The sequence below is a fragment of the Streptomyces venezuelae genome, from assembly GCF_008642315.1.
In the GTDB taxonomy this organism is placed as follows: domain Bacteria; phylum Actinomycetota; class Actinomycetes; order Streptomycetales; family Streptomycetaceae; genus Streptomyces; species Streptomyces venezuelae_D.
Window position 1 is genome coordinate 4,289,155 of sequence record NZ_CP029192.1, and the last position, 24,680, is coordinate 4,313,834.

24 protein-coding genes are annotated in these 24,680 nt (G+C 72.2%); 5 read left to right on the top strand and 19 right to left on the bottom strand.

Annotation, left to right across the window (positions count from 1 at the left end; genetic code table 11):
* Positions 1-32: 32 nt before the first annotated feature.
* From DEJ48_RS18490 to DEJ48_RS18525, 8 genes are all read right to left on the bottom strand, one after another.
* Entirely contained in the window at positions 33-707 is a 675-nt protein-coding gene (locus DEJ48_RS18490; protein ID WP_150217259.1) for a response regulator, read from the bottom strand.
* Positions 704-2,050, bottom strand: a complete 1,347-nt coding sequence (locus DEJ48_RS18495; protein WP_223832095.1) for a sensor histidine kinase — start codon at positions 2,048-2,050, stop codon at positions 704-706. The genes DEJ48_RS18490 and DEJ48_RS18495 overlap by 4 nt, the downstream gene beginning before the upstream one ends.
* Before the next feature lie 10 nt (positions 2,051-2,060).
* The gene (locus DEJ48_RS18500; protein WP_150217260.1) at positions 2,061-3,227 is read right to left on the bottom strand and encodes an acyltransferase family protein; all 1,167 of its coding nucleotides are present in this window, start codon (positions 3,225-3,227) and stop codon (positions 2,061-2,063) included.
* Complete coding sequence (locus DEJ48_RS18505; RefSeq protein ID WP_150217261.1) at positions 3,220-4,194, bottom strand: alpha/beta hydrolase; 975 nt, start codon at positions 4,192-4,194, stop codon at positions 3,220-3,222. The genes DEJ48_RS18500 and DEJ48_RS18505 overlap by 8 nt, the downstream gene beginning before the upstream one ends.
* A gap of 189 nt (positions 4,195-4,383) precedes the next feature.
* Positions 4,384-5,262 carry an alpha/beta hydrolase family protein gene (locus DEJ48_RS18510; RefSeq protein ID WP_150217262.1) on the bottom strand — a complete coding sequence of 293 codons (879 nt, stop codon included), beginning with the start codon at positions 5,260-5,262 and terminating at the stop codon, positions 4,384-4,386.
* An 89-nt stretch (positions 5,263-5,351) separates the two neighbouring features.
* Positions 5,352-6,554 (bottom strand): kynureninase, encoded by a 1,203-nt coding sequence (gene kynU, locus DEJ48_RS18515; protein ID WP_150217263.1) that lies wholly within the window; start codon positions 6,552-6,554, stop codon positions 5,352-5,354.
* Positions 6,547-7,419: a tryptophan 2,3-dioxygenase family protein gene (locus DEJ48_RS18520; RefSeq protein ID WP_150217264.1), complete on the bottom strand. Its 873-nt coding sequence runs from the start codon at positions 7,417-7,419 to the stop codon at positions 6,547-6,549. The genes kynU and DEJ48_RS18520 overlap by 8 nt, the downstream gene beginning before the upstream one ends.
* Before the next feature lie 130 nt (positions 7,420-7,549).
* The gene (locus DEJ48_RS18525; RefSeq protein ID WP_150217265.1) at positions 7,550-8,176 is read right to left on the bottom strand and encodes a CGNR zinc finger domain-containing protein; all 627 of its coding nucleotides are present in this window, start codon (positions 8,174-8,176) and stop codon (positions 7,550-7,552) included.
* 89 nt (positions 8,177-8,265) lie between these two features.
* Here DEJ48_RS18525 and DEJ48_RS18530 point away from each other — a divergent pair, with 89 nt between their 5' ends.
* Positions 8,266-9,396, top strand: a complete 1,131-nt coding sequence (locus DEJ48_RS18530; protein ID WP_150217266.1) for an NADH:flavin oxidoreductase — start codon at positions 8,266-8,268, stop codon at positions 9,394-9,396.
* 184 nt (positions 9,397-9,580) lie between these two features.
* On the opposite strand, the gene DEJ48_RS18535 is transcribed toward DEJ48_RS18530, so the two are convergent.
* The 7 genes from DEJ48_RS18535 to DEJ48_RS18565 all read right to left on the bottom strand — a co-directional run bounded on the left by DEJ48_RS18535 (position 9,581) and on the right by DEJ48_RS18565 (position 15,733).
* Complete coding sequence (locus DEJ48_RS18535; RefSeq protein WP_150217267.1) at positions 9,581-9,994, bottom strand: DUF3151 domain-containing protein; 414 nt, start codon at positions 9,992-9,994, stop codon at positions 9,581-9,583.
* A 79-nt stretch (positions 9,995-10,073) separates the two neighbouring features.
* Positions 10,074-11,105 (bottom strand): class II fructose-bisphosphate aldolase, encoded by a 1,032-nt coding sequence (gene fbaA / locus DEJ48_RS18540; protein WP_150217268.1) that lies wholly within the window; start codon positions 11,103-11,105, stop codon positions 10,074-10,076.
* Between the two features lie 115 nt (positions 11,106-11,220).
* Entirely contained in the window at positions 11,221-11,772 is a 552-nt protein-coding gene (gene pyrE / locus DEJ48_RS18545; RefSeq protein WP_150217269.1) for an orotate phosphoribosyltransferase, read from the bottom strand.
* Between the two features lie 10 nt (positions 11,773-11,782).
* Positions 11,783-12,577: an aldose 1-epimerase gene (locus tag DEJ48_RS18550; protein ID WP_150217270.1), complete on the bottom strand. Its 795-nt coding sequence runs from the start codon at positions 12,575-12,577 to the stop codon at positions 11,783-11,785.
* Positions 12,578-12,602: 25 nt separating this feature from the next.
* Positions 12,603-13,541: an SRPBCC family protein gene (locus tag DEJ48_RS18555; protein WP_150217271.1), complete on the bottom strand. Its 939-nt coding sequence runs from the start codon at positions 13,539-13,541 to the stop codon at positions 12,603-12,605.
* Between the two features lie 60 nt (positions 13,542-13,601).
* Positions 13,602-15,170, bottom strand: coding sequence for a polyamine aminopropyltransferase (locus DEJ48_RS18560; RefSeq protein ID WP_150217272.1), 1,569 nt, complete (start codon positions 15,168-15,170; stop codon positions 13,602-13,604).
* Between the two features lie 26 nt (positions 15,171-15,196).
* Positions 15,197-15,733 carry a DUF2617 family protein gene (locus DEJ48_RS18565; RefSeq protein ID WP_150217273.1) on the bottom strand — a complete coding sequence of 179 codons (537 nt, stop codon included), beginning with the start codon at positions 15,731-15,733 and terminating at the stop codon, positions 15,197-15,199.
* A 786-nt stretch (positions 15,734-16,519) separates the two neighbouring features.
* On the opposite strand from DEJ48_RS18565, the gene DEJ48_RS18575 reads away from it, so the two are divergent.
* Complete coding sequence (locus DEJ48_RS18575; RefSeq protein WP_150217275.1) at positions 16,520-17,725, top strand: pyridoxal phosphate-dependent aminotransferase; 1,206 nt, start codon at positions 16,520-16,522, stop codon at positions 17,723-17,725.
* Positions 17,726-17,809: 84 nt separating this feature from the next.
* Here the strand turns inward: DEJ48_RS18575 and DEJ48_RS18580 are convergent, their stop codons facing one another.
* Entirely contained in the window at positions 17,810-18,358 is a 549-nt protein-coding gene (locus DEJ48_RS18580) for a YbjN domain-containing protein (RefSeq protein WP_150217276.1), read from the bottom strand.
* Between the two features lie 242 nt (positions 18,359-18,600).
* Positions 18,601-21,219: an ATP-dependent chaperone ClpB gene (clpB, locus tag DEJ48_RS18585; protein WP_150217277.1), complete on the bottom strand. Its 2,619-nt coding sequence runs from the start codon at positions 21,217-21,219 to the stop codon at positions 18,601-18,603.
* A 145-nt stretch (positions 21,220-21,364) separates the two neighbouring features.
* Here clpB and DEJ48_RS18590 point away from each other — a divergent pair, with 145 nt between their 5' ends.
* Positions 21,365-21,802 carry a pyridoxamine 5'-phosphate oxidase family protein gene (locus tag DEJ48_RS18590; protein ID WP_150217278.1) on the top strand — a complete coding sequence of 146 codons (438 nt, stop codon included), beginning with the start codon at positions 21,365-21,367 and terminating at the stop codon, positions 21,800-21,802.
* Positions 21,803-21,915: 113 nt separating this feature from the next.
* Here DEJ48_RS18590 and DEJ48_RS18595 read toward each other — a convergent pair whose 3' ends face one another.
* The gene (locus DEJ48_RS18595) at positions 21,916-22,272 is read right to left on the bottom strand and encodes a hypothetical protein (protein WP_150217279.1); all 357 of its coding nucleotides are present in this window, start codon (positions 22,270-22,272) and stop codon (positions 21,916-21,918) included.
* Complete coding sequence (locus tag DEJ48_RS18600) at positions 22,269-22,493, bottom strand: hypothetical protein (RefSeq protein WP_150217280.1); 225 nt, start codon at positions 22,491-22,493, stop codon at positions 22,269-22,271. Before DEJ48_RS18600 ends, DEJ48_RS18595 begins: the two co-directional genes overlap by 4 nt.
* 182 nt (positions 22,494-22,675) lie before the next feature.
* Between DEJ48_RS18600 and DEJ48_RS18605 the strand changes: the two genes are divergently transcribed.
* Both DEJ48_RS18605 and DEJ48_RS18610 read left to right on the top strand, forming a co-directional pair.
* Positions 22,676-23,665 carry a helix-turn-helix transcriptional regulator gene (locus DEJ48_RS18605; RefSeq protein WP_150217281.1) on the top strand — a complete coding sequence of 330 codons (990 nt, stop codon included), beginning with the start codon at positions 22,676-22,678 and terminating at the stop codon, positions 23,663-23,665.
* Entirely contained in the window at positions 23,662-24,642 is a 981-nt protein-coding gene (locus tag DEJ48_RS18610; RefSeq protein ID WP_150217282.1) for a helix-turn-helix transcriptional regulator, read from the top strand. Before DEJ48_RS18605 ends, DEJ48_RS18610 begins: the two co-directional genes overlap by 4 nt.
* Positions 24,643-24,680: the final 38 nt, after the last annotated feature.

Genomic DNA, 24,680 nt, shown 5'->3' on the forward strand with positions numbered 1-24,680 from the left:
GCGGGGTCCGTCGCAGGTACTACTCGGGGGTGCTACGGGGTGTTCCGGCCCGAGGGGCGCACCACGCCCGTCTCGTACGCGTACACCGCCGCCTGCGTGCGGTCGCGCAGCCCCAGCTTCACCAGGATGCGGCCGACGTGCGTCTTCACGGTCTGCTCGGCGACCACGAGCCGCGCCGCGATCTCCGCGTTCGACAGGCCCTGCGCGATCAGGGCGAGGACCTCCGTCTCGCGTCCGGTCAGCTCGCCGACCCGGGGCTTGAGCGGGCCGCGCGTCCCGCCGTCCATGCGGGAGAACTCCGCGATGAGGCGCCGGGTGATCCCGGGCGCGAGCAGCGCGTCCCCGGCCGCCACGACACGGACCGCCTCGGCGAGCTGGTCCGCCGACGCGTCCTTGAGCAGGAAGCCGGAGGCACCGGCGCGCAGCGCGTCGTACACGTACTCGTCGAGGTCGAAGGTGGTCAGGACCAGGACCCTGACGTCGGGCAGCTCGTCCGTGATGCGGCGGGTCGCCTCGATGCCGCTCAGCTCGGGCATGCGGATGTCCATGAGCACCACGTCCGGCGCGAGCCCGGCGACCTGGGCGACGGCGTCCGCGCCGTCGACGGCCTGGCCGATCACCTCGATGTCCGGCTCCGCGTTCAGCAGGACGGAGAAGCCCTGCCTGACCATGATCTGGTCGTCGGCGATCAGGACCTTGATCGTCATGGCGTGGTCTCTCCGTCGGTCGGTGTGGTCGGGGTGTTCGGAGTGGTCGGGGGCGCGGTCGGCAGGAAGGCCGACACCTCGTAGCCGCCGTCGTGGGTGGGGCCCGTCGCGAGGTCGCCGCCCAGCATCGCCGTCCGCTCCCGCATGCCGAGCAGCCCGTGGCCCGCGCCCGGCGACGGCGGCGCGGCGGTGCGCGCGCCGGAGTCGGTGACCCGGACGTGCAGCCCGGTCCGCGCGTACGTGAGGTCGATGCGCACCGTCGAGCCCGGCGCGTGCCGGATCGCGTTGCTGAGCGCCTCCTGCACGATGCGGTACGCCGACAGGTCGACGCCCGGCGGCAGCGGGCGCGGCTCCCCCGCGCTCTCGCGGCACACGGTCAGACCGGCCGCGCGGGCGTTGTCGACGAGGACGTCCAGGCGCTCCAGGGTGGGCAGTGGGGACTGCGGGGCGGTCTCCGGGTCCCCGGGGTTCTCCGAGCGCAGGACGCCGAGGACGCGGCGCAGCTCGGTGAGGGCTTCGAGGGCGTTCTCCCGGATGCCGGCGAGGTTCTCCCTGAGCTCGTCGGGCGGGTCCTTCACCAGGTGCGGGGCGACCTGCGCCTGGATGGAGATGACGGACATGTGGTGGGCGACCACGTCGTGCAGTTCGCGGGCGATGCGGCTGCGCTCCTCAAGAAGGGTGCGGCGGGCCCGTTCCTCGGCGGTGATGGTCTCCTGCTCGACGAGCCGGGTGCGGGCCTCGCGGCGGCCGCGCAGGAGGGTGCCGACGAGGGTGACGGCGCCGAAGACGACCACCGAGAGCGGCACCGTCGTGTCGTACGCCCCCGGGTCCATCGTCTGTTGCAGCAGCCAGGGGACGCCCACGCCGAGGGCACACGCCGCCCAGGCGGCCCGGGGCGGCAGCCGCAGCGCGACGAGCAGCGTCACCGTGGCGTGCGCGACGAGCGAGGGCGGGGACCACGGCCACGGCTCGGGTTCCTGGTCACGAGGCATCATCGCCAGGCCCGCGATGACCGCGTTAGCCCCGAGGGACAGCCACCAGGCGGGGACCGGGCGCACCAGCGCGAGCAGGAGACCCACGGCCTGGGCGAGCGACAGGAACGAGCCGACCGTGAAGCCGAGCCGGTAGCGCGCCGACACCTGGTCGAGGTTGCCGAGCGTCGTGCCGACGACGATCGCCACGACCACGACGTGCGGCAGCCAGCGGAGCATGCGCGGCTTCCCGAGCGGCGGCAGCGGCATCGGCGCCGTGGTCCACAGCTCCCCGGCCAGGCCGCGCAGACCGGTCGTCAACGCGCCGTCGAACCGCTCCCCGTCGCCGCGCCCGCGGTCCGCCCCATCCACGAGATCAACCCTAGACACGCCGTGCCGCTTTCGCTCCCACGGCCTGACCCCGCCGTTCCGGTGCGGCCCGGCCGCCCCTCTCCTGCGTCCGGAACGCCGACCAGCACACCGCGAGCCCCAGCCCGAACACCGGCAGCCAGCCCACGCGGGCCAGGACCCAGCCCAAGCCGTCCGGCGCCGTGTGCAGGCCGGGCAGCGGGGTCCCGGCGAGCAGACCGAGCGCGGTGACCGCCATCAGTGCCGTCTGGTGCCACAGGAACAGCGTCATCGCGGAGAGGTTCACGAGGGCCACCGCCGCCCAGGCCGCGGGCCTGCGCAGCCACCGCGCCAGGGGCTCCCGCAGCAGCACCGCCAGGCCGCACTGGGCGAGGCCGAAGGCGACGGCCGCCAGGGTCGGCGGGTCCAGGTTCGACACCGTGGCGCCCGGCACGCCGACCATCGAGGCCGGATAGCCGGCCCACAGGACGAGCCCCGCGGTGGCCGTCGCGCCGCCCACCAGCAGCACCCGCCCCGCGTTCCGCGTCAGCTCGCCCCGCGACCAGGCCGCGCCCAGCGTGTACGGCACGAGCCAGCCCGCCGCCACGTTCACCCAGCCCAGCCAGGCGGGGCCGCCGAAGCCGAACCGCACCAGGTCCACGTGGAGAACGACGGCCAGCGGCCACAGCGGGTTGAGCCGCCGCACCAGCGGGGTGGCGGCGGTGAGCGCCGCGTGGACCAGCAGGAACCACAGGGGTGAGAGCGCCAGCTTGACCAGTGTGTGGACGGTGGCAGGGTCCGCGCCCGAGAGGAGCAGGCCCGCGGTGACGGCGGTCCACAGCGCGAGGACGGCGACGACCGGCCTGAAGAGGCGGCCGAGCCGGGCGGCGAGCCACGCGCGGTACCCGGTGCCGCGCTCGCGCGCCGCCGCGTACCCCTTCGCGGCCACGAACCCGCCGACCAGGAAGAACACGGCCAGCGTCTGGAAGACCCAGGAGATCGGGGCGAGCCACGGCATGCCGCTCAGCGGGCTCGCCGTGTGCAGCGTGCCGCCGTCCGGGACCAGGGCGGTGACCAGCCAGTGGCCGCCCACCACGCCGAGGATGGCGAGGGCCCGCAGGGCGTCGACGGCGCGGTCCCTGCCGGGGGGTGTGGCGGCGTCCACACGCCGGACGAGGGCGGACAGGCGGTGCTCACGCATGAGTGACCTCCGTTGCGTCGCCGCGCACGATGCGTGCGAGGTTGCCGAGCGGGACCGAGCCCGGCTTCAGGTAGTCGCTGTGGCCGCCGTCGCCCGCCGCGAAGACGCGGGCGCCGAAGCCGTCGGAGACCGGGTCGGTGCCGAAGCCGACGGTCGTGCCGAAGAGGCCGACGCTGGTGTGCGGCACGTCCGCGATCCAGTCGCCGGAGCCGCGCCCCGCCCAGATCCGGGCCCGTGTGCGCAGGTCGGCCGCCTCGTCGACGCCGGTGCCCGGGCTGCCGTAGAGCGCGATGTCGGCGACGTCCAGGCCGCGCGGGCCCGTCGCGGCGCCGGCGCACACCACCGAGCCGTACGAGTGGCAGAGCAGGGACACGCGTGCGTGGGCGTTGATCCTGTGGAGCTCGCCGACGAAGGAGCGCAGGGCGGGCGCGGCGCCGTCCGCGCGGCCCGTGGTGAGGACGGCGGGGCTGACGGTGCCCGGTGTCTCGTACCCGAGCCAGGCCACGACGGCCGTGCGCGTGCCCGGCTTCGCGTGCCGGTCCAGTTCCGCGTGCAGCGCCAGGGCGCCGGAGCGCAGCCTGCTGTACGAGTCGAGGGACGTGTCCGAGCCCGGGACGAGGACGGCCACGCGGTCCGCGGCCGCCAGGTCGCCGAACACCTCGGCGGTGCGGCCGGTGCCGCGGCCGTCGAAGGCGAGGAAGTCACGGTGCGGGGAGGCCATGGCGCGCAGGGTCGCGGCCCGTTCCCCGGCGCCGTACCCCTCGGCCCGCGCGGCCGCCTCCGCGGCGTTGGCGCGGTTCGCCGCGTACGCGCCGGGGAGCGTCGCCGCCGTGACGCGGCCGAGGGAGGCGGGCGCGGGGGCCGGGATCTCCGGGCGGGCCGCGCCCGACACCGGGACCACCACGGCGGCGGCGACGCCGAAGGCCAACAGGGTGCGGCGCAGCCGCCCGTCCCGGAACCTCATCATGTCCTGCCCTTCCGCTCCTTCGCGGGCCGGTGTTCCGACTCGCCGTCACGGAAAGGAAGTTATGGATCGGGCTCTGTAGCTCACATCACGCTGGGGTATACAGCCGCACGTAGCTCTCAGGTATGACGGGTATCCCCAGGCCCCACGGGTGATCAACCCCTGGTCGTCCGAACGCCGGTCGCGGGGGCCTCAGAAGGCCAGTTGCGCGATCTCCTCCGCGACGACCGCGCACGCGTCGGCCGCCGGGTCGATCAGCGGGAAGTGCCCCACGTCCTCCAGGAGGGTGAGGCCCACCACCTCGCCCGCCTTGGCCGCCGCGTCGGCGTACGCCTCGGACACGGCCTGCGGCACGACGATGTCGTCGCGGCCCTGCACCACGGTCGTGGCGATGCCGGAGGGGAGCAGCGCGGCCGGATCGGCGTACGGCAGCCGCTCCTCGAAGCGGGCCGCGCCGCCCAGGAGTTGCGCGCAGGCGCCGCCGCAGACCGCCAGCTCCTCGGCGGCGCGGAGGTCCGCGATCGGCGCGAGGGCGACGACGCCGCGCAGCGGTGCGGGCCGGCCGGTGCGCCAGGGCGCGTCGGCGGGCAGCAGATGGCGCGCGGCCACCCACAGCGCGAGGTGGCCGCCCGCGGAGTGCCCGGTCACGACGGTGCGGCGCGGATCGGCCGACGGCAGCGCGTCCCGTACGAGCGCGGGGAGCGCGTCGAACGCCGCGGCCACGTCGTCGAAGGTCTCCGGCCAGCGCCCGGCGACCGGGGCCGTGCCGCCCTGCGCGGGGATCGGGCTGCCCCTGCGGTACTCGACGTTGGCCACCGCGAAGCCGCGGCGGGCCAGGAAGTCCGCGAAGGGGGTGACGTGCCGCCGGTCGTAGGGCGAGCGCCAGGCGCCGCCGTGCAGGAGGACGACGAGGGGGGCGGGGCGGGGCGTTTCGCCCCTGGGGGCGTAGAGGTCCACGACCTGGTCGGGATGGTCGCCGTACGCGACGGTGGCGTCCGGCTCCACGGCGGGATGCGAGAAGGCGGCTTCGGCCTCGGCGGCATCGCGGGCCACGGCGGCGTCGTCCGGCATGCGGCAACCTCTCCACAGCAGTGCGGCTGGCGTTCGGGCCCCCGCTCTTCCGGCGTGCGGAAGAGCGGGGCAAGATCCGCCGGACGCTATCAGGCCAGCGTGCGCGCGAGGATACGCGCCGCCCGCTCGGCATCGCCGAACGAGACGTACAGCGGCGTGAATCCGAACCGCAGCACGTCCGGCGCACGGAAGTCCCCGACCACGCCCTGCTCGATGAGCCGCCTCATGACGTCACCGGCGCCCTCGCAGCGCAGTGCGACCTGGCTGCCGCGCTCGGCGTGCGCGGCCGGGGTGAGGGACTCGACGCGGCCCGTCGGCACGTACGCCCCGACGCACCGCAGGAAGAAGTCCGTCAGCGCGAGGGACTTGGCGCGGACCGCGTCGATGGAGACGCCGTCCCAGGCGTCGAGGGACGCCTCAAGGGCGAGCATCGACAGGATGTCCGGCGTGCCGACGCGGCCGCGCAGCGCGCCGTCCGCGGCCTCGAACTCGGCCCGCATGCCGAAGGGTTCGGCGTGCGAGTTCCAGCCGGGCAGCGGGGAGTCGAAGCGGGGCTGGAGGGCTTCGCGTACGTAGAGGTACGCGGGCGAACCCGGGCCGCCGTTCAGGTACTTGTAGGTGCAGCCCACCGCGAGGTCCACGCCGTGTTCGTCCAGGCCGACGGGGAGGGCGCCCGCCGTGTGGCACAGGTCCCAGACGACGGGGGCGCCCGCCGCGTGGACCGCCGCCGTGAGGCCCGGCAGGTCGTGCAGGCGGCCGGTGCGGTAGTCGGCGTGGTTGAGCAGGACGGCGGCGGTGCGGTCGCCGAGGACGCCGGGGACGTCGCCGGGGGCGACCGGGATCAGACGGCATCCGGTGAGGCGGGCCGCCGACTCCGCGATGTACCCGTCCGTGGGGAACGTCGTGGCGTCAACGACGATCTCGTCGCGCCCCCCGGAGGGGTTGCCGGGGTCCCTTGCGATGCGGACCGCGGCCACCAGCGCCTTGAACACGTTGACGCTGGTGGAGTCGCCGACGACGATCTGGCCCGGGGCGGCGCCGACGAGCGGGGCTATGCGGTCGCCGATGCGTTCCGGGGCGGTCCACCAGCCGCTCTCGCTCCAGGAGCGGATGCGGAGCTCGCCCCACTCGTGGGTCATCACCTCGGCGAGGCGGCCCGGCACGTTCGCCGGCAGGGCGCCCAGCGAGTTGCCGTCCAGGTACACCGTCTCGTCGAGGACGAACTCCTCGCGCTTGGCGGCGAGTTCGTCCTTGCCGTCCAGCGCTTCCGCCTCGGCCCGCAGGTCAGACATGGCTCCTCGCAGTCCACAGCTCGGGGAACACGTTCTTCGTGGCGCGCTTCTCCAGCCAGGCCACGCCCGCCGAGCCGCCCGTGCCCGTCTTGGAGCCCATGGCGCGGCGGGTGGCGACGAGGTGGTCGTTGCGCCAGCGCCAGACGAGCTCGCCGACGTCCGTGAGCGTCTCGCCGAGCCGGGCCAGGTCGGCGCTCTCGTCACCGGAGTAGAGCTCGGTCCAGACGGCCTCGACCTCCGGCGACGGCTCGTACCGCTTGGAGAGGTCGCGCTCCAGGACGGACGCCGGAATCGCGTACCCGCGCCGGGCGAGGAGACCGAGCACCTCGTCGTAGAGGCTCGGCTCCTGCAGGGCCTTCTCCAGCTCCGCGTGGACGCGGGGGGCGCCGCGGTGCGGGACGAGCATGGACGCGGACTTGTCGCCGAGCAGGAACTCCATGCGGCGGTACATCGCGGACTGGAAGCCGGATCCCTCGCCGAGCGCGCCGCGGTACGAGTTGAACTGGGCGGGGGTGAGCTGGGCGAGCGGGCGCCAGGAGGCGTTGAGGGCCTCCAGCTCGCGCAGGCTGCGCTTGAGCGCGGCCACCGCCGTGGGGATGTCGTCGCGGCGCAGGGCGTGCGCCGCGGTCTCCCACTCGTGGACGATCACCGTGAACCACAGCTCCATGACCTGGGTGGTGACCAGGAAGACCATCTCGCCGGGATCGTCCGAGCGCAGGTGCTGGAGGTGGGTGAGGACGTCCGCCTGCACGTAGTCCTCGTAGGGGGTGGTGCCTGCGAAGTCGAGGTTCGGGCTCTCCGCCTCGCCTGCCTCGGTGGACGCCGCGCTCTCCTCGGGGGATGCCTCATGCGTCTTGGGGGACATCACTGTCTCCTCGATACGTACTCCGGGTAGCGGTCCGCCCCTGCCGTTACCGGCACGGGGGCCCCGGTCCCCACGGGAATCCTCTGCAACTTTCCCCGAATCGGCAAGGCATACCCTGGGCAGACAGCAGCTAAACGGTCACGCCTCTTTCCTCGACGCCTTCCCCCGCACCCGCGTGCCCGCGGCGGCGCTCCCGGCAGGCCCGCAGATGGGCGGCGTTCCCGCAGCCGCGGACCGAGTGCCAGACGCCGCTGTTGTTGCGCGAGCGGTCGTAGAACGCGGCGGAGCAGGCCGTGTTGCGGCAGATCTTCAGCCGGCGCCAGGTGCCCGACGCCTGGGCGAGGAGCCCCTCGGCGAGCACCGCGGACGCCAGCCAGCGCGCGCCCGCGCCCTCCGGTTCCAGGGTGAGGGTGCCGTCGCCCGCGAGCCCGACGACGAGCGGCGCGGAGGTGAACCGCACGGCCTCTCCGCCGCAGTCGCCCGCGGCGAGGGCGCGCCGCACCTGGTCGCGCAGGCAGCGCAGCGCGGGCAGGTCCTCCGCCGACAGGGTCAGCCGTACATCACCGCGGCCCGTCGCCTCCGCCCAGCCGCGCACGGCCGGGTCGGCCCACTCCTGGGCGCGGTCGAGCGCTCCGTCGGCGAGCAGGTCGGCGGAGTCGGGGCGGTCGGCGGGCGCGGTGTTCAGGAGGTCCTGGACAAGGGCGAGGCCGCCGGGCGCGGGGGTCAGACTGAAGCGCTCGGTCGCGGGCCAGTTCATGCCGTCCACGGTACTAGCCTCGCGCCCGCCATCCATCGATGGACATGACCTAAAGGCTGACACTGCTGTCATGGGCGTACGATGCCTGCATGGATGCCACGGAAACCACCACCTCGCGTGCCGCCCGACTCCTCGGCCGCCCCTTCGACATCAACGGCCTCAGCCTGCGCAACCGCATCGCCATGGCCCCCATGACCCGCGAGTTCTCCCCGGACGGCGTGCCCGGCGCCGACGTGGCCGAGTACTACGCGCGCCGTGCCGCGGGCGGCGTCGGCCTGATCGTCACCGAGGGCACGTACGTCGGCCACGACTCGGCGGGCAGCAGCCACCGCGTCCCGCGCTTCCACGGGGAGGCCGCGCTCGCGGGCTGGCGGCGCGTCGCGGAGGCCGTGCACGCGGCGGGCGGCAAGATCGTGCCGCAGCTGTGGCACGTCGGCGCGGTCCGCAACGAGGGCGACGGGCCCTTCCCTGACGCGCCCCCGGCCGGCCCCTCGGGCCTGAACCTGAACGGCGAACCGAAGGGCCACGCGCTGACGTCCGCCGACATCGACGAGGTCGTCGCCGCCTTCGCGCGCGCGGCGGCCGACGCCGAACGGAACGGCCTCGACGGCGTCGAACTGCACGGCGCGCACGGCTACCTGATCGACCAGTTCCTCTGGAACCGCACCAACCGCCGCACCGACGGCTACGGCGGCGACATCGCCTCCCGCACCCGTTTCGCGGCCGAGATCGTCGAGGCGGTGCGCGCGGCGGTCTCGCCCTCGTTCCCGGTGATCCTCCGGCTCTCCCAGTGGAAGGCGAACGCCTACGACGAGAAGCTGGCCGCGGACCCGGCCGAACTGGACTCCCTGGTCGCCCCGTTGGCGGCCGCGGGCGTCGACGCCTTCCACGCCTCCACGCGCCGCTACTGGCTCCCCGAGTTCGCGGGCGACGACCTGAACCTCGCGGGCTGGATCAAGAAGCTCACCGGCAAGGCCACGCTGTCCGTCGGCTCGGTCGGCCTCGACAAGCAGTTCACGACCGCGGAGACGTTCTCCACGGAGACCACGTCGTCCGTCGGCATCGACCTGCTCCTCGACCGCATGGAGCGGGACGAGTTCGACGTCGTCGCGGTGGGCCGCGCGCTGATCGCGGACCCGGAGTGGGCGAACAAGGCCCTCACGGACCGCCTCGGGGAGGCGACCCCGTACGACGCGAAGATGCTGCGCAGGCTGGTCTGACTTTGTCTGCGGGCCCGCTGTGGCTGGTCGCGCAGTTCCCCGCGCCCCTGAGAACGTGCCCCCGCGCGCCTTGAACGCCGGGGAGGGTTTCAGCCCGTCCGGCGATCGATGACGAGGCCGTTCAGGCCGATGAGGGGGTCCGGGGGCACCGCCCCCGGGGCGGTGGCCCGGACCCCCGTCGTCGTCAGCCGAGCGTCTTCGACGCCGTCTCCGAGGAGTCGCGGAGGAAGCCCGCGCAGCGCTCGTACTCCTCCCGCTCCCCGATCGCCTGCGCGGCCCGCGCCAACGCGTGCAGCGCGCGCAGGAAGCCGCGGTTGGGCTCGTGCTCCCACGGCACCGGGCCGTGGCCCTTCCAGCCGCTGCGGCGCAGGGAGTCCAGACCACGGTGGTAGCCCGTGCGGGCGTACGCGTACGACTCGACGACGCTGCCCCGCTCGTACGCCTCGTCGGCGAGCTGGGCCCAGGCGAGCGAGGACGTCGGGTACTTCGCGGCGACATCGGCGGGCGCCGCGCCGTTCGCGAGCAGCTCACGCGGCTCCGGGTCGTCGGGCAGGTGGGTCGGGGGCGGTCCCCCGAGCAGATCCTTGTGAATGGCCATGGACCAAGTCTGCGCCATGCGGAAACGGCGAAGGCCCCGGGTCGCCCGACCCGGGGCCTTCACACGCGCGGAACGCGGGTCACTTCAGCTTCGTGCCCGTGGAGCGCAGGTTCTCGCACGCCTGGGCGACGCGCTTGGCCATGCCCGCCTCGGCGGCCTTGCCCCAGGTGCGCGGGTCGTACGTCTTCTTCGAGCCGACCTCGCCGTCGACCTTCAGGACGCCGTCGTAGTTCTTGAACATGTGGTCCGCCACCGGACGCGTGAACGCGTACTGCGTGTCGGTGTCGAGGTTCATCTTCACGACGCCGTTCTCCAGCGCGGTGGCGATCTCCTCGGCGGTCGAGCCGGAGCCGCCGTGGAAGACGAAGTCGAACGGCTGCGAGCCCGCGGCCTTGCCGTGCTTGGCGGCCACGCCCTCCTGGAGGTCCTTGAGGAGCTCGGGGCGCAGGACGACGTTGCCCGGCTTGTAGACGCCGTGGACGTTGCCGAAGGACGCGGCGAGCAGGTAGCGCCCCTTCTCGCCGAGGCCGAGGGCCTCCGCCGTGCGCAGCGCGTCGTCGACCGTCGTGTACAGCTCGTCGTTGATCTCGTGCGTGACGCCGTCCTCCTCGCCACCGGTCGGGGTGATCTCGACCTCAAGGATGATCTTCGCGGCGGCGGCCTTCGCGAGCAGCTCCTGGCCGATGGCCAGGTTGTCGGCGAGGGTCTCGGCGGAGCCGTCCCACATGTGCGACTGGAACAGCGGGTTCCGGCCGGCCTTGACGCGCTCGGCGGAGACGTCGATCAGCGGACGGACGTACGTGTCCAGCTTGTCCTTGGGGCAGTGGTCGGTGTGCAGCGCGACCGTGATGTCGTACTTCGCGGCGACGATGTGCGCGAACTCGGCGAGCGCGACGGCGCCGGTCACCATGTCCTTGTTGTGCTGGCCGCCCAGGAACTCCGCACCACCGGTGGAGATCTGGATGATGCCGTCGCTCTCGGCCTCGGCGAAGCCGCGCAGGGCAGCGTGCAGGGTCTGCGAGGACGTCACGTTGATCGCCGGGTAGGCGAACTTGCCTGCCTTCGCCCGGTCGAGCATCTCGGCGTAGACCTCGGGAGTTGCGATGGGCATGTGTCCGCTCCTTGTGATGTGCGGGGTATGTGCTGGGCCCTGACCTATGGGGGCGACATCATCGTCGCCCCCATCCTTCCAGACTCGCCGGGCGATACCGGCCGGTCGGAAGTCCTCAGTCGGTGAGGCCGAGGTCGTCCTTCGAGTACGCGAAGAGGTAGGGCACGCCCGCGCCCTCGGTGATCTTCTCGCCGGCGCCGGTGGCGCGGTCCACGATCGTGGCGACGCCGACGACCTCGGCGCCCGCCTCGCGGACGGCCTCGACGGCCGTCAGCGGCGAGCCGCCGGTGGTGGAGGTGTCCTCGACGACCAGGACGCGGCGGCCCTTGATGTCGGGGCCCTCGACGCGGCGCTGCATGCCGTGGGCCTTGGCGGCCTTGCGGACGACGAAGGCGTCCAGGCGCTTGCCGCGCGCGGCGGACGCGTGCAGCATCGCGCCGGCCACCGGGTCGGCGCCCATGGTCAGACCGCCCACGGCGTCGAAGTCCAGGTCGGCGGTGAGGTCCAGCAGGACCTGGCCGACCAGCGGCGCGGCCTCGCCGTCGAGGGTGATCCGGCGGAGGTCGATGTAGTAGTCGGCCTCCAGGCCGGAGGAGAGCGTCACCTTGCCGTGCACGACGGCCTTGTCCTTGATCTGCTGCAGCAGCTCGCCGCGTACGTCAGTCATGTCCAGAAGCTTAAAGGCGTCGCCACGTCCACGTCGTCGCCGTCTCCAGCGGCTCGATGGGGGTGACCAGGCGCGGGTCGGTGTTGAGGCCGTTGGGCGGGCCCGTCTGCGGTTCCACGCAGACCGCGGCGTCCTGCTCGTCGTAGACGACGACCCACGGCTCGCGGCTCTTGACGTTCACTTCGAACCGGCCGGGCCAGGTCAGGGTCACGTCGACGCCGTCGGGCATGCCGAAGCAGTCGTCCCAGGGGCCGGGCCGCACGTCGACGCGGCGGCCCGTGGGCAGATGGTCGTCGCCGCGCTCCTCCTGCCAGGCCGCGTCGAAGTCGATGCGGACGGGCTCGCCGCCGTCCTCCAGGACCCGGTTGAACCAGGGGTGCCAGCCGGCCTGCGCGGGGAACGAGTCGCCGTACGTCTCGACGCCCATGCGCAGCGTCAGGCCGTCCTCGGTGAGCTCCACGATCTGGGTGACGCGGCCCGGGTAGGGCCAGGGGTCGGTCAGGTCGTACGTGAAGACCGCCTCGGTCTCCGACGTACGGGCGGTGCGCCACTCGGCGTCGCGCGCGAAGCCGTGGATGGCGTGGGGCGGGGAGTTCAGCGGCATCTGGTGGACGGCGGCGCCGTCGCGGAACCGTCCGTCCGCGATCCGGCCGCACCAGGGCACCATCGGGAAGCAGCCGTACTTCTTCCCCTGGCGCAGCAGCTCGACGCCGCCGACGCGCAGACTTCCGATGCGGCAGCCGTTGCCCGGCTGCACCGTCACTTCCGCGTCGCCCGCGGTGAGGGTCACGTCTTCGGTACTCACAGGGCCGACCCTATGACGTGGACGCTCAACGGCGGCGGCGCAGGGCCCGGCCGACGACGATCGCCGAGGCGAGCGCGAGGGCGGCGGCGGGCGCGGCCCAGCGGAGCGTGGCGTTCGCGGCGAGGGACTCGGGGGCGGGCGCGGGTGCGTACCGGCCGCGGGGCGGGGCGTGGTCGACCTCCTCCGCGCTGCGGCCGATCATGGTGCGGCGGGCGTGCGCGGCCTCGGCGGGCGGTACGCCGATGGTCTCCAGGTCCTCGAGATCCTCGATGGTCTCCAGGTCCTCGATGTCGTCCGCGTCGTCCAGGACGTTGGTGTCGTCGAGGTTGATGCCGTCGTCGTCGAGGTCGTCGACGTCGTCCACACCGTCCACGTCATCCGCGTCGAGGTCGTCGTCGGCGTCGCTCAGCGGGTCCAGCGACGGGGGCGGCACCTCCGTCCGGAACACGGTCACCGTGTGGGTCGCGGGCGTCTCCGGCTCCTCCGGCTCCTCGGGCTCCTCGGGCTCCTCGGGCGCCGTGTCGGGCGGCGCCCCCGCCCCGAGCGCCTCGGCGAACCGTTCGAGGAGCCGGTGCGCCGCGGATTCCACAGCCTGTGGAGAGGCTTCGGCGATCCGCCCGTCGGCGGTCCCGCTCCCGCCGAAGACGACCTTCGTGCCCTCGGGGACGGGTTCGAGCCGCACGGTCAGCGTGAACGTGACGGAACCGGAGCCGCGCACTTCCTCGCCCTCGGCCTCCAGCGCGTACGTCCCGTCCTTGCGGGCGTCGGTCCGCGCCGAGCCGCGGTAGGTGATGGAGTGCCCGTCGACGCGCACTTTGAGGCGCCCGGAGAGCGGCCCCGCCGTCTCCTCCTCGCCCCCTTCGGCGCGCTGGAGCCCGGGCACCGCCCCGGCGACCCTCTCGGGGTCGGCCAGGACCTGCCGGAGCCGCTCTGCTGAGACCGGAACGAACACCTCATGCTCCATGGCCATTGAGCCTACCCACGTGTCCGCCACCATGTGCGACGGTTCGCCGGTCCGTGTACGTCAGTTCGCGTAACGCGGATGCATGAGGGTGGACGGCGCGAGATCCCGCTGCCGCGTCAGCTCGGCCGCGGGCCGCCCGGCGCGCACGACCGCCGAGCCCGCCGCCCTGCGCAGGACCGGACGGGTCCGCGAGGCCAGCACGAAACCCCAGTCGCGGGGCGCCGTCGGCCCGCCCGCCGTGCGGTCGGGCCCGGGGGCGAACCCGGACTGCCTGCCGCCCACGCGGTACGCCACGGTCCGCAGCCCCGCGGCCCGCAGCGTCGCCTCGACCGTCCAGAAGACGCGGGGCCGGGTCGACAGGGGTCCTGCGTGGACGGCGAGGCGGCCGCCGTCGGCGAGGACGCGGGTGGCCAGGCCGTAGAACTCCTGGGAGTAGAGCTTCGTGCTGGGCGTGATGCCGGGGTCGGGCAGGTCGGAGATCACCACGTCGTACCGCGCGCGGGCCAGGCGCAGCCAGCGGAACGCGTCGGCGTGGATCACGCGGACGCGCGGGTCGCGGTAGGCGTGGTCATTGAGCTCGCTGAGGGCCGGGTCGTGCCGCGCGAGGTCGACGACGCCCGTGTCGAGTTCGACGACGTCGACGCGGCGCACGCCCGGGTGGCGCAGGATCTCGCGCGCCGCGAGGCCGTCACCGCCGCCGAGGATCAGCACGCGCGCGTGGGGCCCGCGCATGGCGGGGGCGACGAGGCCCCGGTGGTAGCGCGCCTCGTCGCGTCCGCTGATGCGCAGGCGGCCGTCGAGGAAGAGGTCGAGGGAGCCGCGCCGCCCGCCGGTGAGGACGACCTCCTGGACGTCGGTCTGCACGGCGACCCGCACGTCGTTGCCGTACACGGCGCGGCGGGCGGCCCGCTCGAAGTCGTCGACGAGCACGGCGGCGGAGGCGAGCAGGGAGAGGACGACGACGTTCGCGGTGAGGAGCACCCAGCGGGCGCGGACGCTCAGGTCCTGCCGGAACAGGCCGAACACGAGCGCGCCGCCCGCGACGGCGTTGACGGAGCCGGTGAACAGGGCGCCCGTCAGCTGCCCGAAGAACGGCAGGAGCAGGAAGGGGAAAGCGAGCCCGCCGACCAGCGCCCCCACGTAGTCGGCGGCGAACAGGTCGGCGACCGCGCCGCCCGCGTCCTGTCTGCGGATGCGCTGGATGAGCACCATGAGGAGAGGTACCTCGGCGCCGATGAGGATGCCGATGGCGAGGGAGAACGCGACGAGCAGATAGCGCGAACCGCCCGCCCACATCTCACCCCTGCCGCCGGACCACGCGAACGCCGCGTACAGCACCATGGCGCTGCACCCGCCGACCAGCGCGAGCACCGATTCGAGGAGGCCGAACCAGGCGGACGCGTGGTGACGGAGCCGTTTGGCGAGCAGCGAGCCGATGCCCATGGCGAAGACCATCACGGAGAGCACGACGGAGGCCTGGGTGACGGAGTCGCCGATCAAGTACGCGGCGAGGGCGACGAGTTCCAGTTCGTAGACGAGCCCGCAGGCAGCGCAGACGAATACGCCCGCAAGGACGAGGAAGCGTCCTGCCCGGGGCGAGACCGGCAGGCGCACCGTCGACTCGATCACGCCTGGAACGCTACGTCACCGCACGCTCACACCGGGTCCCCCACATGGGTGTAAACGGGGGTGCGCACCCCCACTCGTGTACGAGTCGCGACGAGTTGGCCCTCCTGTGGGTACGCGTGCCACGTACGCCACATCAGGGCCCCTTCGTGCCGCTGCGCGAGGAGCGCGGTGAACGCGTGCGGGCTGCCGGGGAAGACACCCGCGAGTCCGTGCGGGTGCTCGGCGACGAGGGCGAGCAACTCCTGGGCACGACCCGCGAACTGACCGTGCGACAGGATCTCCACGCGCGCCGCGAATTCGTACTCCCATTCGCCGACGCGCTTGGAGACGCCGAGCGGCAGCGGCGTACTACTTCCGGGGATGCAGGCGACCGTCTCGGAACAGCCGCCCCGCTCCTCCTCCAGGAGGACTTGGTGCGAGGCTCCCAGGAGCCTCAACTGCATTCTCGCGTCGTCGAGTTCGAGATCGAGGGTGGCGAGCGCGGGCAACGGCTCGCGCCCCAGGGCCCAGGCGAGATCCGCGGCGCGCGTGTCGGTATAGCCAGTCTTCAGGGTCGTGAGCATGGGTCGGCTCCGCTAACACGCAATGGAGGTGGGGCCGGCGCACCCGGAGGAGGCTCCGGGCGGTCGGTATGCCGGCTCGTGCCCACGAGAACGTCTTACGGGTTTCCCGATCGATGTCCGTGAAACCTGCGCCGGTTGCGAAATCTGAACCGGACGTCCGAGGGCGGTGCTGACGTTTAAGAGGGAATCATGGTCGGCGACACTGCCACTGCACTTTTACCCAACTTCGTGTGGTTTCCATCCCCATGAGGGCTACACAGTTCAACTGTTCAGTACAGCCACACGGCACCACACAGAAACGCCCGGCGGGGTTTGACCGCCCCGCCGGGCGTTTGTGTGGAACCGGTGGACCAGCTGCCCCGTGTCAGCTGCCTCCGCCGCATCCGCCCCCGCCGCCTCCGCACGAGGAACCACCGCCCCCGCACGAGGACCCGCCTCCGCACGAGGAGCCGCCGCCGCACGAGGACCCGCCTCCGCAGGAGGACCCGCCGCCGTGCCCGCCGCTCCCGGCCCACCAGCTGCCGCCGCCCGCCGAACCGGACGCGGCCCCCGAGCCGCCCCACCCCGCCCGCTTCCTGCGCCGGCTGCTTCCCCTGGAACCGACCACCGCGGCCAGGGCGAACACGAGCACCGCAACGAAGACGAAAGCCACGATCATGGCCCTCACACTCCTTCCGTTCCCCCGAAGCAGGTCCCCCGTGGGCCGTGCTCCGTGCGTGACAGGGGGATGCCCTCGCGCGCACCGGCGCAAAGCAGAGTTGAGGAACTCCAGAGGTTCGGCGCAGGATGACGGCCATGACCTCCACTTCCGGGAGCGGGCGCCCGCTGCTCAATCGCCGCCTCGCCGAGTTCGGTACGACGATTTTCGCCGAGATGTCCGCCCTCGCGGTGTCCACGGGCGCGATCAACCTGGGTCAGGGGTTCCCGGACACCGACGGTCCCGAGGCCGTGCGGGAGGCGGCGGTGCGGGCGCTGCGCGACGGCCGCGGCAACCAGTACCCGCCGGGGCCCGGCGTCCCCGAGCTCCGCACGGCGATCGCCGAGCACCAGCTCTCCCGGTACGCGCTCTCGTACGACCCCGACCGCGAGGTCCTCGTGACGGCGGGCGCGACCGAGGCCATCGCGGCGTCGCTGCTCGCCCTCGTCGAGCCCGGCGACGAGGTCATCGCCCTTGAGCCCTACTACGACTCGTACGCCGCCTCGATCGCCCTCGCGGGCGGCACCCGCGTCCCGGTCACCCTGCGCCCCGGCGAGGGCCGCTTCCGCCTGGACCTGGACGAGCTGCGCGACGCGGTCACCGACCGCACCCGCCTGATCCTCCTGAACACCCCGCACAACCCGACCGGCACGGTCCTCACCCGCGCCGAGCTCACCGAGATCGCGAACCTCGCGGTCGAGCGCGACCTGCTCGTCGTCACCGACGAGGTCTACGAACACCTCGTCTTCGACGACGCCGAGCACATCCCGCTCGCCACCTTCCCCGGCATGCGCGAGCGCACGGTCAGCATCGGCTCGGCGGGCAAGACGTTCTCGTTCACGGGCTGGAAGGTCGGCTGGATCACCGCGTCGCCCGAGCTGGTCTCCGCGGTCCGCTCGGCCAAGCAGTTCCTCACGTACGTCTCCTCGGGCCCGTTCCAGTACGCCGTGGCGGAAGCGCTCGCCCTCCCCAACTCCTACTTCGACGACTTCCGCGCGGACATGCGGGCCAAGCGGGACCTGCTGAGCGAGGGCCTGACGGCGGCGGGCTTCGACGTCTACCGCCCGGCGGGCACGTACTTCATCACGACCGACATCACCCCGCTCGGCCTCGCCGAGAGCGACGGCTTCGCCTTCTGCCGGGCGCTGCCGGAGCGGGCCGGCGTCGTCGCCATCCCGAACGCCGTCTTCTACGACCACCGGGACGCGGGCGCTCCGTTCGTGCGCTTCGCGTTCTGCAAGAAGACGTCCGTCCTTGCGGAGGCGGTGACGCGCCTCAAGTCACTGGCGGGCTGAGGCTCGGTCCCACCGGACGCCGAGAGCCCGGCGGGGAGGACTGACATCCTCCCCGCCGGGCTCCCACCTGCGTACGGGCGGCCCTCAGGCCTCGTCGTCGCCCGGCTTCTCGCCGGTCTCGCCCTCGGCGGAGTCGACCTCGGACTCCAGGCCGAGCTGCTCGACGAGCCAGCGGTCGAACTCGATCGCGGCGCGCACCCAGCTGACGGTCGACGACACGAAGTGCTCCAGCGAGACGCCGGTGCCGATCAGCATCTGCGCCTCGCCGATGAGGCGGACCGTGCCGTCGTCGTGCGTGTGGCTGTAGACCTTCGGCCACAGCGTCCGGCGGTTCCAGTCGTCGATCGACTCGAGAAGCTGCTGCTTCTCCTCGATCTGGTGGGGCCGGTCGTAGAACGTCCGCACCGAGAAGACCTGCTGGTCGCCCTCGCCGCGGAACATGAAGTACGTGCGGAACTCCTCCCACGGCGCCGCGAGGTCGCCCTCGTCGTCGACGACGTGCTTGAGCTCCATCTGGTCCAGGAGCTGCTTGACCAGGTCCTGGTCGGGGACGACGGGGCCCGCCGGTCCTGCGCCCTGCTGCGGTTCGGGCTGGCCCCCGAAATTCGGAATCGAGGACGGGTCGATGCTCACGTACTTTGTCCCTTCGTATGGATGGGCCCATCCTCTCCCAGGATGGGGCCCCCGGGGCAAGCCCGGCCCCGCGACTGCCGGGTTTCCGCCGTTCGCCGACTGCGGACAAGCCATGGCTGGTCGCGCAGTTCCCCGCGCCCCTGAGGGGCGCTGCGCGCCCCTCAGGGGCGCGGGGAACTGCGCGAGGACGGACCACTGCCCGCGGACGGGCACCGAGCGCCCCCGGCAGACGGGATGCCGGCCTACAGCGACTTGCCCGCAGGGGAACCCGTCGCCGGGCCCACGATGAGCCCCTCCCCGACACGGTCCACGCGGACCACGTCGCCGTCCTTGACCTCACCCGCCAGGATCTCCTTGGCGAGCCGGTCGCCGATGGACGTCTGGATGAGGCGCCGCAGCGGCCGCGCCCCGTACGCCGGATCGTTGCCCTCGTCCGCCAGCCAGGCCAGCGCCTCGGGCGTGACGTCCAGCGTGAGCCGCCGGTCGGCGAGCCGCTTGGCGAGGCGGCCGATCTGCAGCTCGGCGATGTGCGCCAGCTCGTCCTTCGTGAGCGCGGAGAAGACGACGAGGTCGTCGAGCCGGTTGAGGAACTCCGGCTTGAACGAGGCCCTCACCACCTCGAGCACCTGCTGCTTCTTCTCCTCCTCGGAGGTGAGCGGCTCCACCAGGTACTGACTGCCCAGGTTGGACGTGAGGATCAGGATCGTGTTGCGGAAGTCGACCGTCCGCCCCTGTCCGTCGGTGAGCCGCCCGTCGTCGAGGACCTGGAGCAGGACGTCGAAGACCTCGGGGTGCGCCTTCTCGACCTCGTCGAGCAGGACGACGCTGTACGGACGGCGCCGGACCGCCTCGGTGAGCTGGCCGCCCTCCTCGTACCCGACGTACCCGGGAGGCGCGCCCACCAGGCGGGCGACGCTGTGCTTCTCGCCGTACTCGCTCATGTCGATGCGGACCATGGCCCGCTCGTCGTCGAAGAGGAAGTCCGCGAGGGCCTTGGCGAGCTCGGTCTTGCCGACGCCGGTCGGGCCGAGGAAGAGGAAGGAACCCGTGGGCCGGTCGGGGTCGGCGATCCCGGCGCGCGTGCGCCGCACCGCGTCGGAGACGGCCCGTACCGCCTCGCCCTGCCCGATGAGCCGCTTGCCGAGCTCGTCCTCCATGCGCAGCAGCTTCTGCGTCTCGCCCTCCAGGAGCCGCCCGGCGGGGATGCCGGTCCAGGAGCCCACGACGTCGGCGATGTCGTCGGGGCCGACCTCCTCCTTGACCATGGTGTCCTTGGACTGCGCGGCAGCCTCCTCCTCGGCCTCGGAGGCGACCTCCAGGTCGTGTTCCAGGGCGGGGATCTCGCCGTAGAGGAGCTTGCTCGCCGTGTCGAAGTCGCCGTCGCGCTGGGCGCGCTCGGCCTGGCCGCGCAGCTCGTCGAGCTTCTCCTTCAGCTCACCGACGCGGTTGAGGGACTGCTTCTCCTTCTCCCAGCGTGCGGTGAGGCCGCGCAGCTCCTCCTCCTTGTCGGCGAGGTCGCGCCGCAGCTTCTCCAGGCGCTGCTTGCTCGCGGCGTCCGTCTCCTTGCTGAGCGCGAGCTCCTCCATCTTCAGCCGGTCGACGGCGCGCTGGAGCTCGTCGATCTCGACGGGCGAGGAGTCGATCTCCATGCGGAGCCGGGACGCGGCCTCGTCGACGAGGTCGATGGCCTTGTCGGGCAGGAAGCGGGAGGTGATGTACCGGTCGGAGAGCGTCGCGGCGGCGACGAGCGCGCTGTCGGCGATCTGGACCTTGTGGTGCGCCTCGTACCGCCCCTTGAGCCCGCGGAGGATCGCGATGGAGTCCTCGACGCTCGGCTCGGCGACGAGCACCTGCTGGAAGCGGCGCTCCAGGGCCGGGTCCTTCTCGATCCGCTCGCGGTACTCGTCCAGGGTGGTCGCGCCGACCATCCGCAGCTCGCCGCGGGCGAGCATGGGCTTGAGCATGTTGCCCGCGTCCATGGCGGAGTCGCCGCCGGCGCCGGCGCCCACGACGGTGTGCAGCTCGTCGATGAAGGTGATGATCTGCCCGTCGCTCTCCTTGATCTCGGAGAGGACGGTCTTGAGGCGCTCCTCGAACTCGCCGCGGTACTTCGCGCCGGCGACCATCGCGCCGAGGTCGAGGGAGACCAGCCGCTTGTTCTTCAGCGACTCGGGGACGTCCCCCTTCACGATGCGCTGGGCCAGGCCCTCGACGACGGCGGTCTTGCCGACGCCGGGCTCGCCGATCAGCACGGGATTGTTCTTGGTCCTGCGGGACAGCACCTGAACGACGCGCCGGATCTCCTGGTCCCGCCCGATGACCGGGTCGAGCCTGCCCTCGCGGGCCGCGGCGGTGAAATCGGTGCCGAACTTCTCCAGGGCCTTGTACTGGCCCTCGGGGTCGGGTGTCGTCACCCGGCGCCCTCCCCTGGTCTTCTCGAATGCGTCCAGCAGCTTCCTGCTGCCGGCTCCGTGCTCGGTGAGTACGTCACCCGCCCTGCCGCCCTTGGCGGCGATGCCGATGAGCAGGTGCTCGGTGGAGAGATAGTCGTCCCCGAGCTCCTTGGCGCGCTGTCCGGCGTCCGCGACGACGGCCAGCAGATCGCGGTCGGGCTGCGGCGGCGCGACGGTGGACCCCGTCACGCTGGGCAGCGCGGCGAGCGCCCGCTCGGTGTCCGCGCGGACGGCGGCCTGGTCCGCGTCGACCGCGGCGAGCAGGTCGACGATGTTCTCGTTGTCCTCGCCCTCCAGCAGCGCGAGCAGCAGATGCGCGGGTGTCAGGTCAGGGTGACCGTCCTTGACGGCACGGCTGGTGGCCGCGTTGATCGCGTCCCGGCTCCTGTTGGTCAGCTCGGCGTCCACGTGCGTCTCTCCTCCTTACGGGTCCGACTACGGCTCCGACTCATCGCGGGCTCTGACTTGCCCAACGTACACAAAGTTGAGTCTATTCCACTCAAGGGGGACCCGGGAAGTCCGGGCGGCCTCCGGGCGGCTAAGTTCCGTACCCATGGCACCCACGACCACCGCGAGCCGACGCGTCGACCTGTCCGACCCTCCCGAGCCCTACCTCAGCTTCTGGCGGGAACGGCGCGTCTGCACGCTGACGACCCTGCGCCCGGACGGCACGCCGCACGTGGTGCCGGTCGGTGTGACGTACGACCCGGAGGCGAAGGTCGCCCGGGTCCTCGCCCGCAGGACGAGCCGCAAGGTCGCGCACGTCCTCGCGGCGGCGGACGCGGAGGGACCCGGGGCGCGGGTGGCGGTCTGCCAGTTCGAGGGCAGGAACTGGGCGACGCTGGAGGGGCTCGCGCGGATCCGTACGGAACCGGCGGAGATAGCGGAGGCGGAGCGCCGGTACGAGGAGCGCTACGGGCGGCGTCCGTCCCCGAACCCCGACCGGGTCCTGATCGAGATCAGCCTGACGAAGGCGCTGGGCAAGGTCTGAGTACCCCGCCCCCTCCTCGTGACACACCACAGCGGCGCCACCGTGTTCAGGTCCACGGTGGCGCCGCTGCTGGGGGAAGTACCTGCGCGATTTACAACGACGGGGGAATCGCGTCAGGCACTGCGGGGGGTGGCTGTGATGTTGTCCGGGACGCTCACGGCGTCCGGGCCCTGCTGTTCCTGCTGCCCGACCATCTGGTGGTCGCGCCGGTCGAGATTGACGAAGACCATCCCGTACCGAATGGCACACCGCACCGGCTGCGGCGCACCGCGGGGCCGCCGCAGGCACCGGTAGGCCCGGATCTCCTCCTCGTCGTCACGGGTGACGACGATCGGCTCACCGAGCAAGGTCACCATCAACGAGTCGCCGCGGTGGGGGATCGCGGTCACAAGGTCGATGAAGTGCCATCCGGATCGATAGGCGGTGGCCATTTCACGGCGGAAAGTGCGGTCGTCGGGAGGGGTGCTCATGCTTCGACCGTCCCCTCTGCCACAGGCGCCACGGCATTGTTTTCAGCCGACTTGGCACCCCAGACGATGTCGCTCGCCGAAACCGAGGTCCAGACAATGTCGCCCGCCTTCGGGGACGACCAGACGATGTCCTGTGTCACCGCCCCCGGGTCGGCGGCGGCCGAGTCGGAATTCCCGGCTCCTGAACCAAGACCAAGGCCACTGAACGCACTGATGGCCAACCCAACGGAGAAGGTACCGACAAGTACCGAGCGAAGCTTTCCCTTGCACATAGCGGGCTTCGTCCTCACTTCCATCGCGACTCTCCCCCGGCCTTCCAAGACGATGGCTCATTCAGCCATCCGAACACCACAGAAGAGATGCATCATGTTCCTGCACGTTCAGGACCCTGGGGGGTGGAGGCATGACAACAAAACGCACAATTGGGGCACATCCGCACTCCGTGGTTGAACTCTGCGCCGATGGCAAGCGGCTTTACGCCAGCGCCCTGCGCTCCGGGCGGGTCCGCCGCAGCGAAGCGGAGCCCGCTCCCTGCCTGATGGAATTCGCTCTCCTGCACCCCGACCCGGAAGATCCCGAGTGGCTGCGGCCGGCTTCGCCCACTGCCGTGCTCGCGCAGCGCCTCCACCCCATCGAACGCGAGATCCTGCAACGCAGATCGCATGCCATCGAACTGACCGATGCCTTTGAGCCATTCATGGCCATCAGTGCCCTGGACCGGCCGGCAGATCACGCCATCACTGTCCTGGAAGGCGCCACTCGGATCAATGCGGCCATCGATGTCGCCACCGCAGAGTGCCAGTCCGAAATTCTCACGGTCCAGCCGGGGGGCGGCCGGAGCGAAGCGGTTCTGACCGAAGCGGTGCAACGCAGTCAGGGCATCATCGAGCGCGGCATCACCATGCGCACCTTGTACCAGCACACCGCCCGGCACAGCCAAGGCACCATCGCCTATGCCGAGTACATGAGGCAGGGCAAAGTCGAGGTGCGCACGCTGGAGGAGCTCATAGAGCGGCTGATGATCTTCGACCGGTCCGTCGCCTTCATTCCCGCGCAGGACGACCGCCAAGTCGCCCTCGAACTGCGCCACGGCGGACTGGTCGCCTACCTGGCGAAGGTCTTCGAGCAACTCTGGCGCCGCGCGTCACCCCTCCTGGACGAGGCGCCCTACGACCCGCCCACCGGGGGGATCACGGGAGTCCAACGCTCCATAGCCAAACTCCTCGTGGAGGGCCACGTCGACGAGGCCATAGCCCGGCGGCTCGGCATGAACGTCCGTACCTGCCGCGCCCACATCGCCAAGATCGCCGCCGCCCTCGGCAGCGGCAGCCGCGCACAACTCGGGTACCTGATCGCCCAGTCGGGGATCCTCGACCAGGACCACCCGAAGTGAACCCCGGCCCCCACGACCACGGTCCGGACGAGCTGTGCGACGCGGGTTCGGAGCTGTACGCGCGCGCCCTGCGCGAGGGCCACGTACCGCGCGAGGACACCGAACTCCTGCCGTGCCTCGTCCGCTTCGGGCTGCTGCACCCCGCCCCGGAGAACCCGGGCCGGCTCCTCCCCACCCCGCCCGCCCTCGCCCTCCCCCGGCTCCGCGCGGCCATCCAGGAACACGTCGCCGCGGAGGTGCGCCGCGAGGTGCGCCTGGCCGAGCAGTTCGAACCGCTCCTGGCGATCGCCCGCGACGGCCGGCCACCGGTCACGGACCCCTCCGTCACCGTCCTGAACGGATTCCCCCGCATCCGGCAGGCCGTCACCGACGCGCTGAACGCGTCCAGCCAGGAGTCGCTCGCCATACAGCCCGGCGGGGCACGGCTCGCCCGGGACCTGGCCCAGTCGCATCCGATCGCGCAGGGCCTGCTCTCCCGCGGCGGCCGGATGCGGACGCTGTACCAGCACACGAACCGCCACTCGCTCCCCGTTCTGGCCTACTACGAACAGTTGCAGGGCGACGCGGAGGTCCGCACCCTGGACGAGGTGACCGAGCGGCTCTTCATCTTCGACCGCACCGTGGCGTTCATCCCGGCGAACAAGGACCGCAGCAAGGCCCTCGAACTCCGCCACCCCGTCCTCATCGACTACCTCGTCAGCATCTTCGAGCGCCTCTGGCGTCCGGCCACCCCCCTGTTCCCGCAGCCGGCGCGGCTCCCCGCGGACAACGGCATCACCAACCGGCAGCGCACCATCGGGGTGCTGCTCGTCGAGGGCCACACGGACACCGAGATCGCCGAACGCCTCGGCATGAACGTACGCACCGCACGCGCCCACATCGCCCGGCTCGCCGCCACCCTCGGCAGCCACAGCCGCGCCCAGCTCGGCTACCTCATCGGCAAATCCGGCGTACTCAACCGGGACGACCACGCATAGAATCACCGGCCGTTCGGACCGACCGGCAGGGAGGAGTA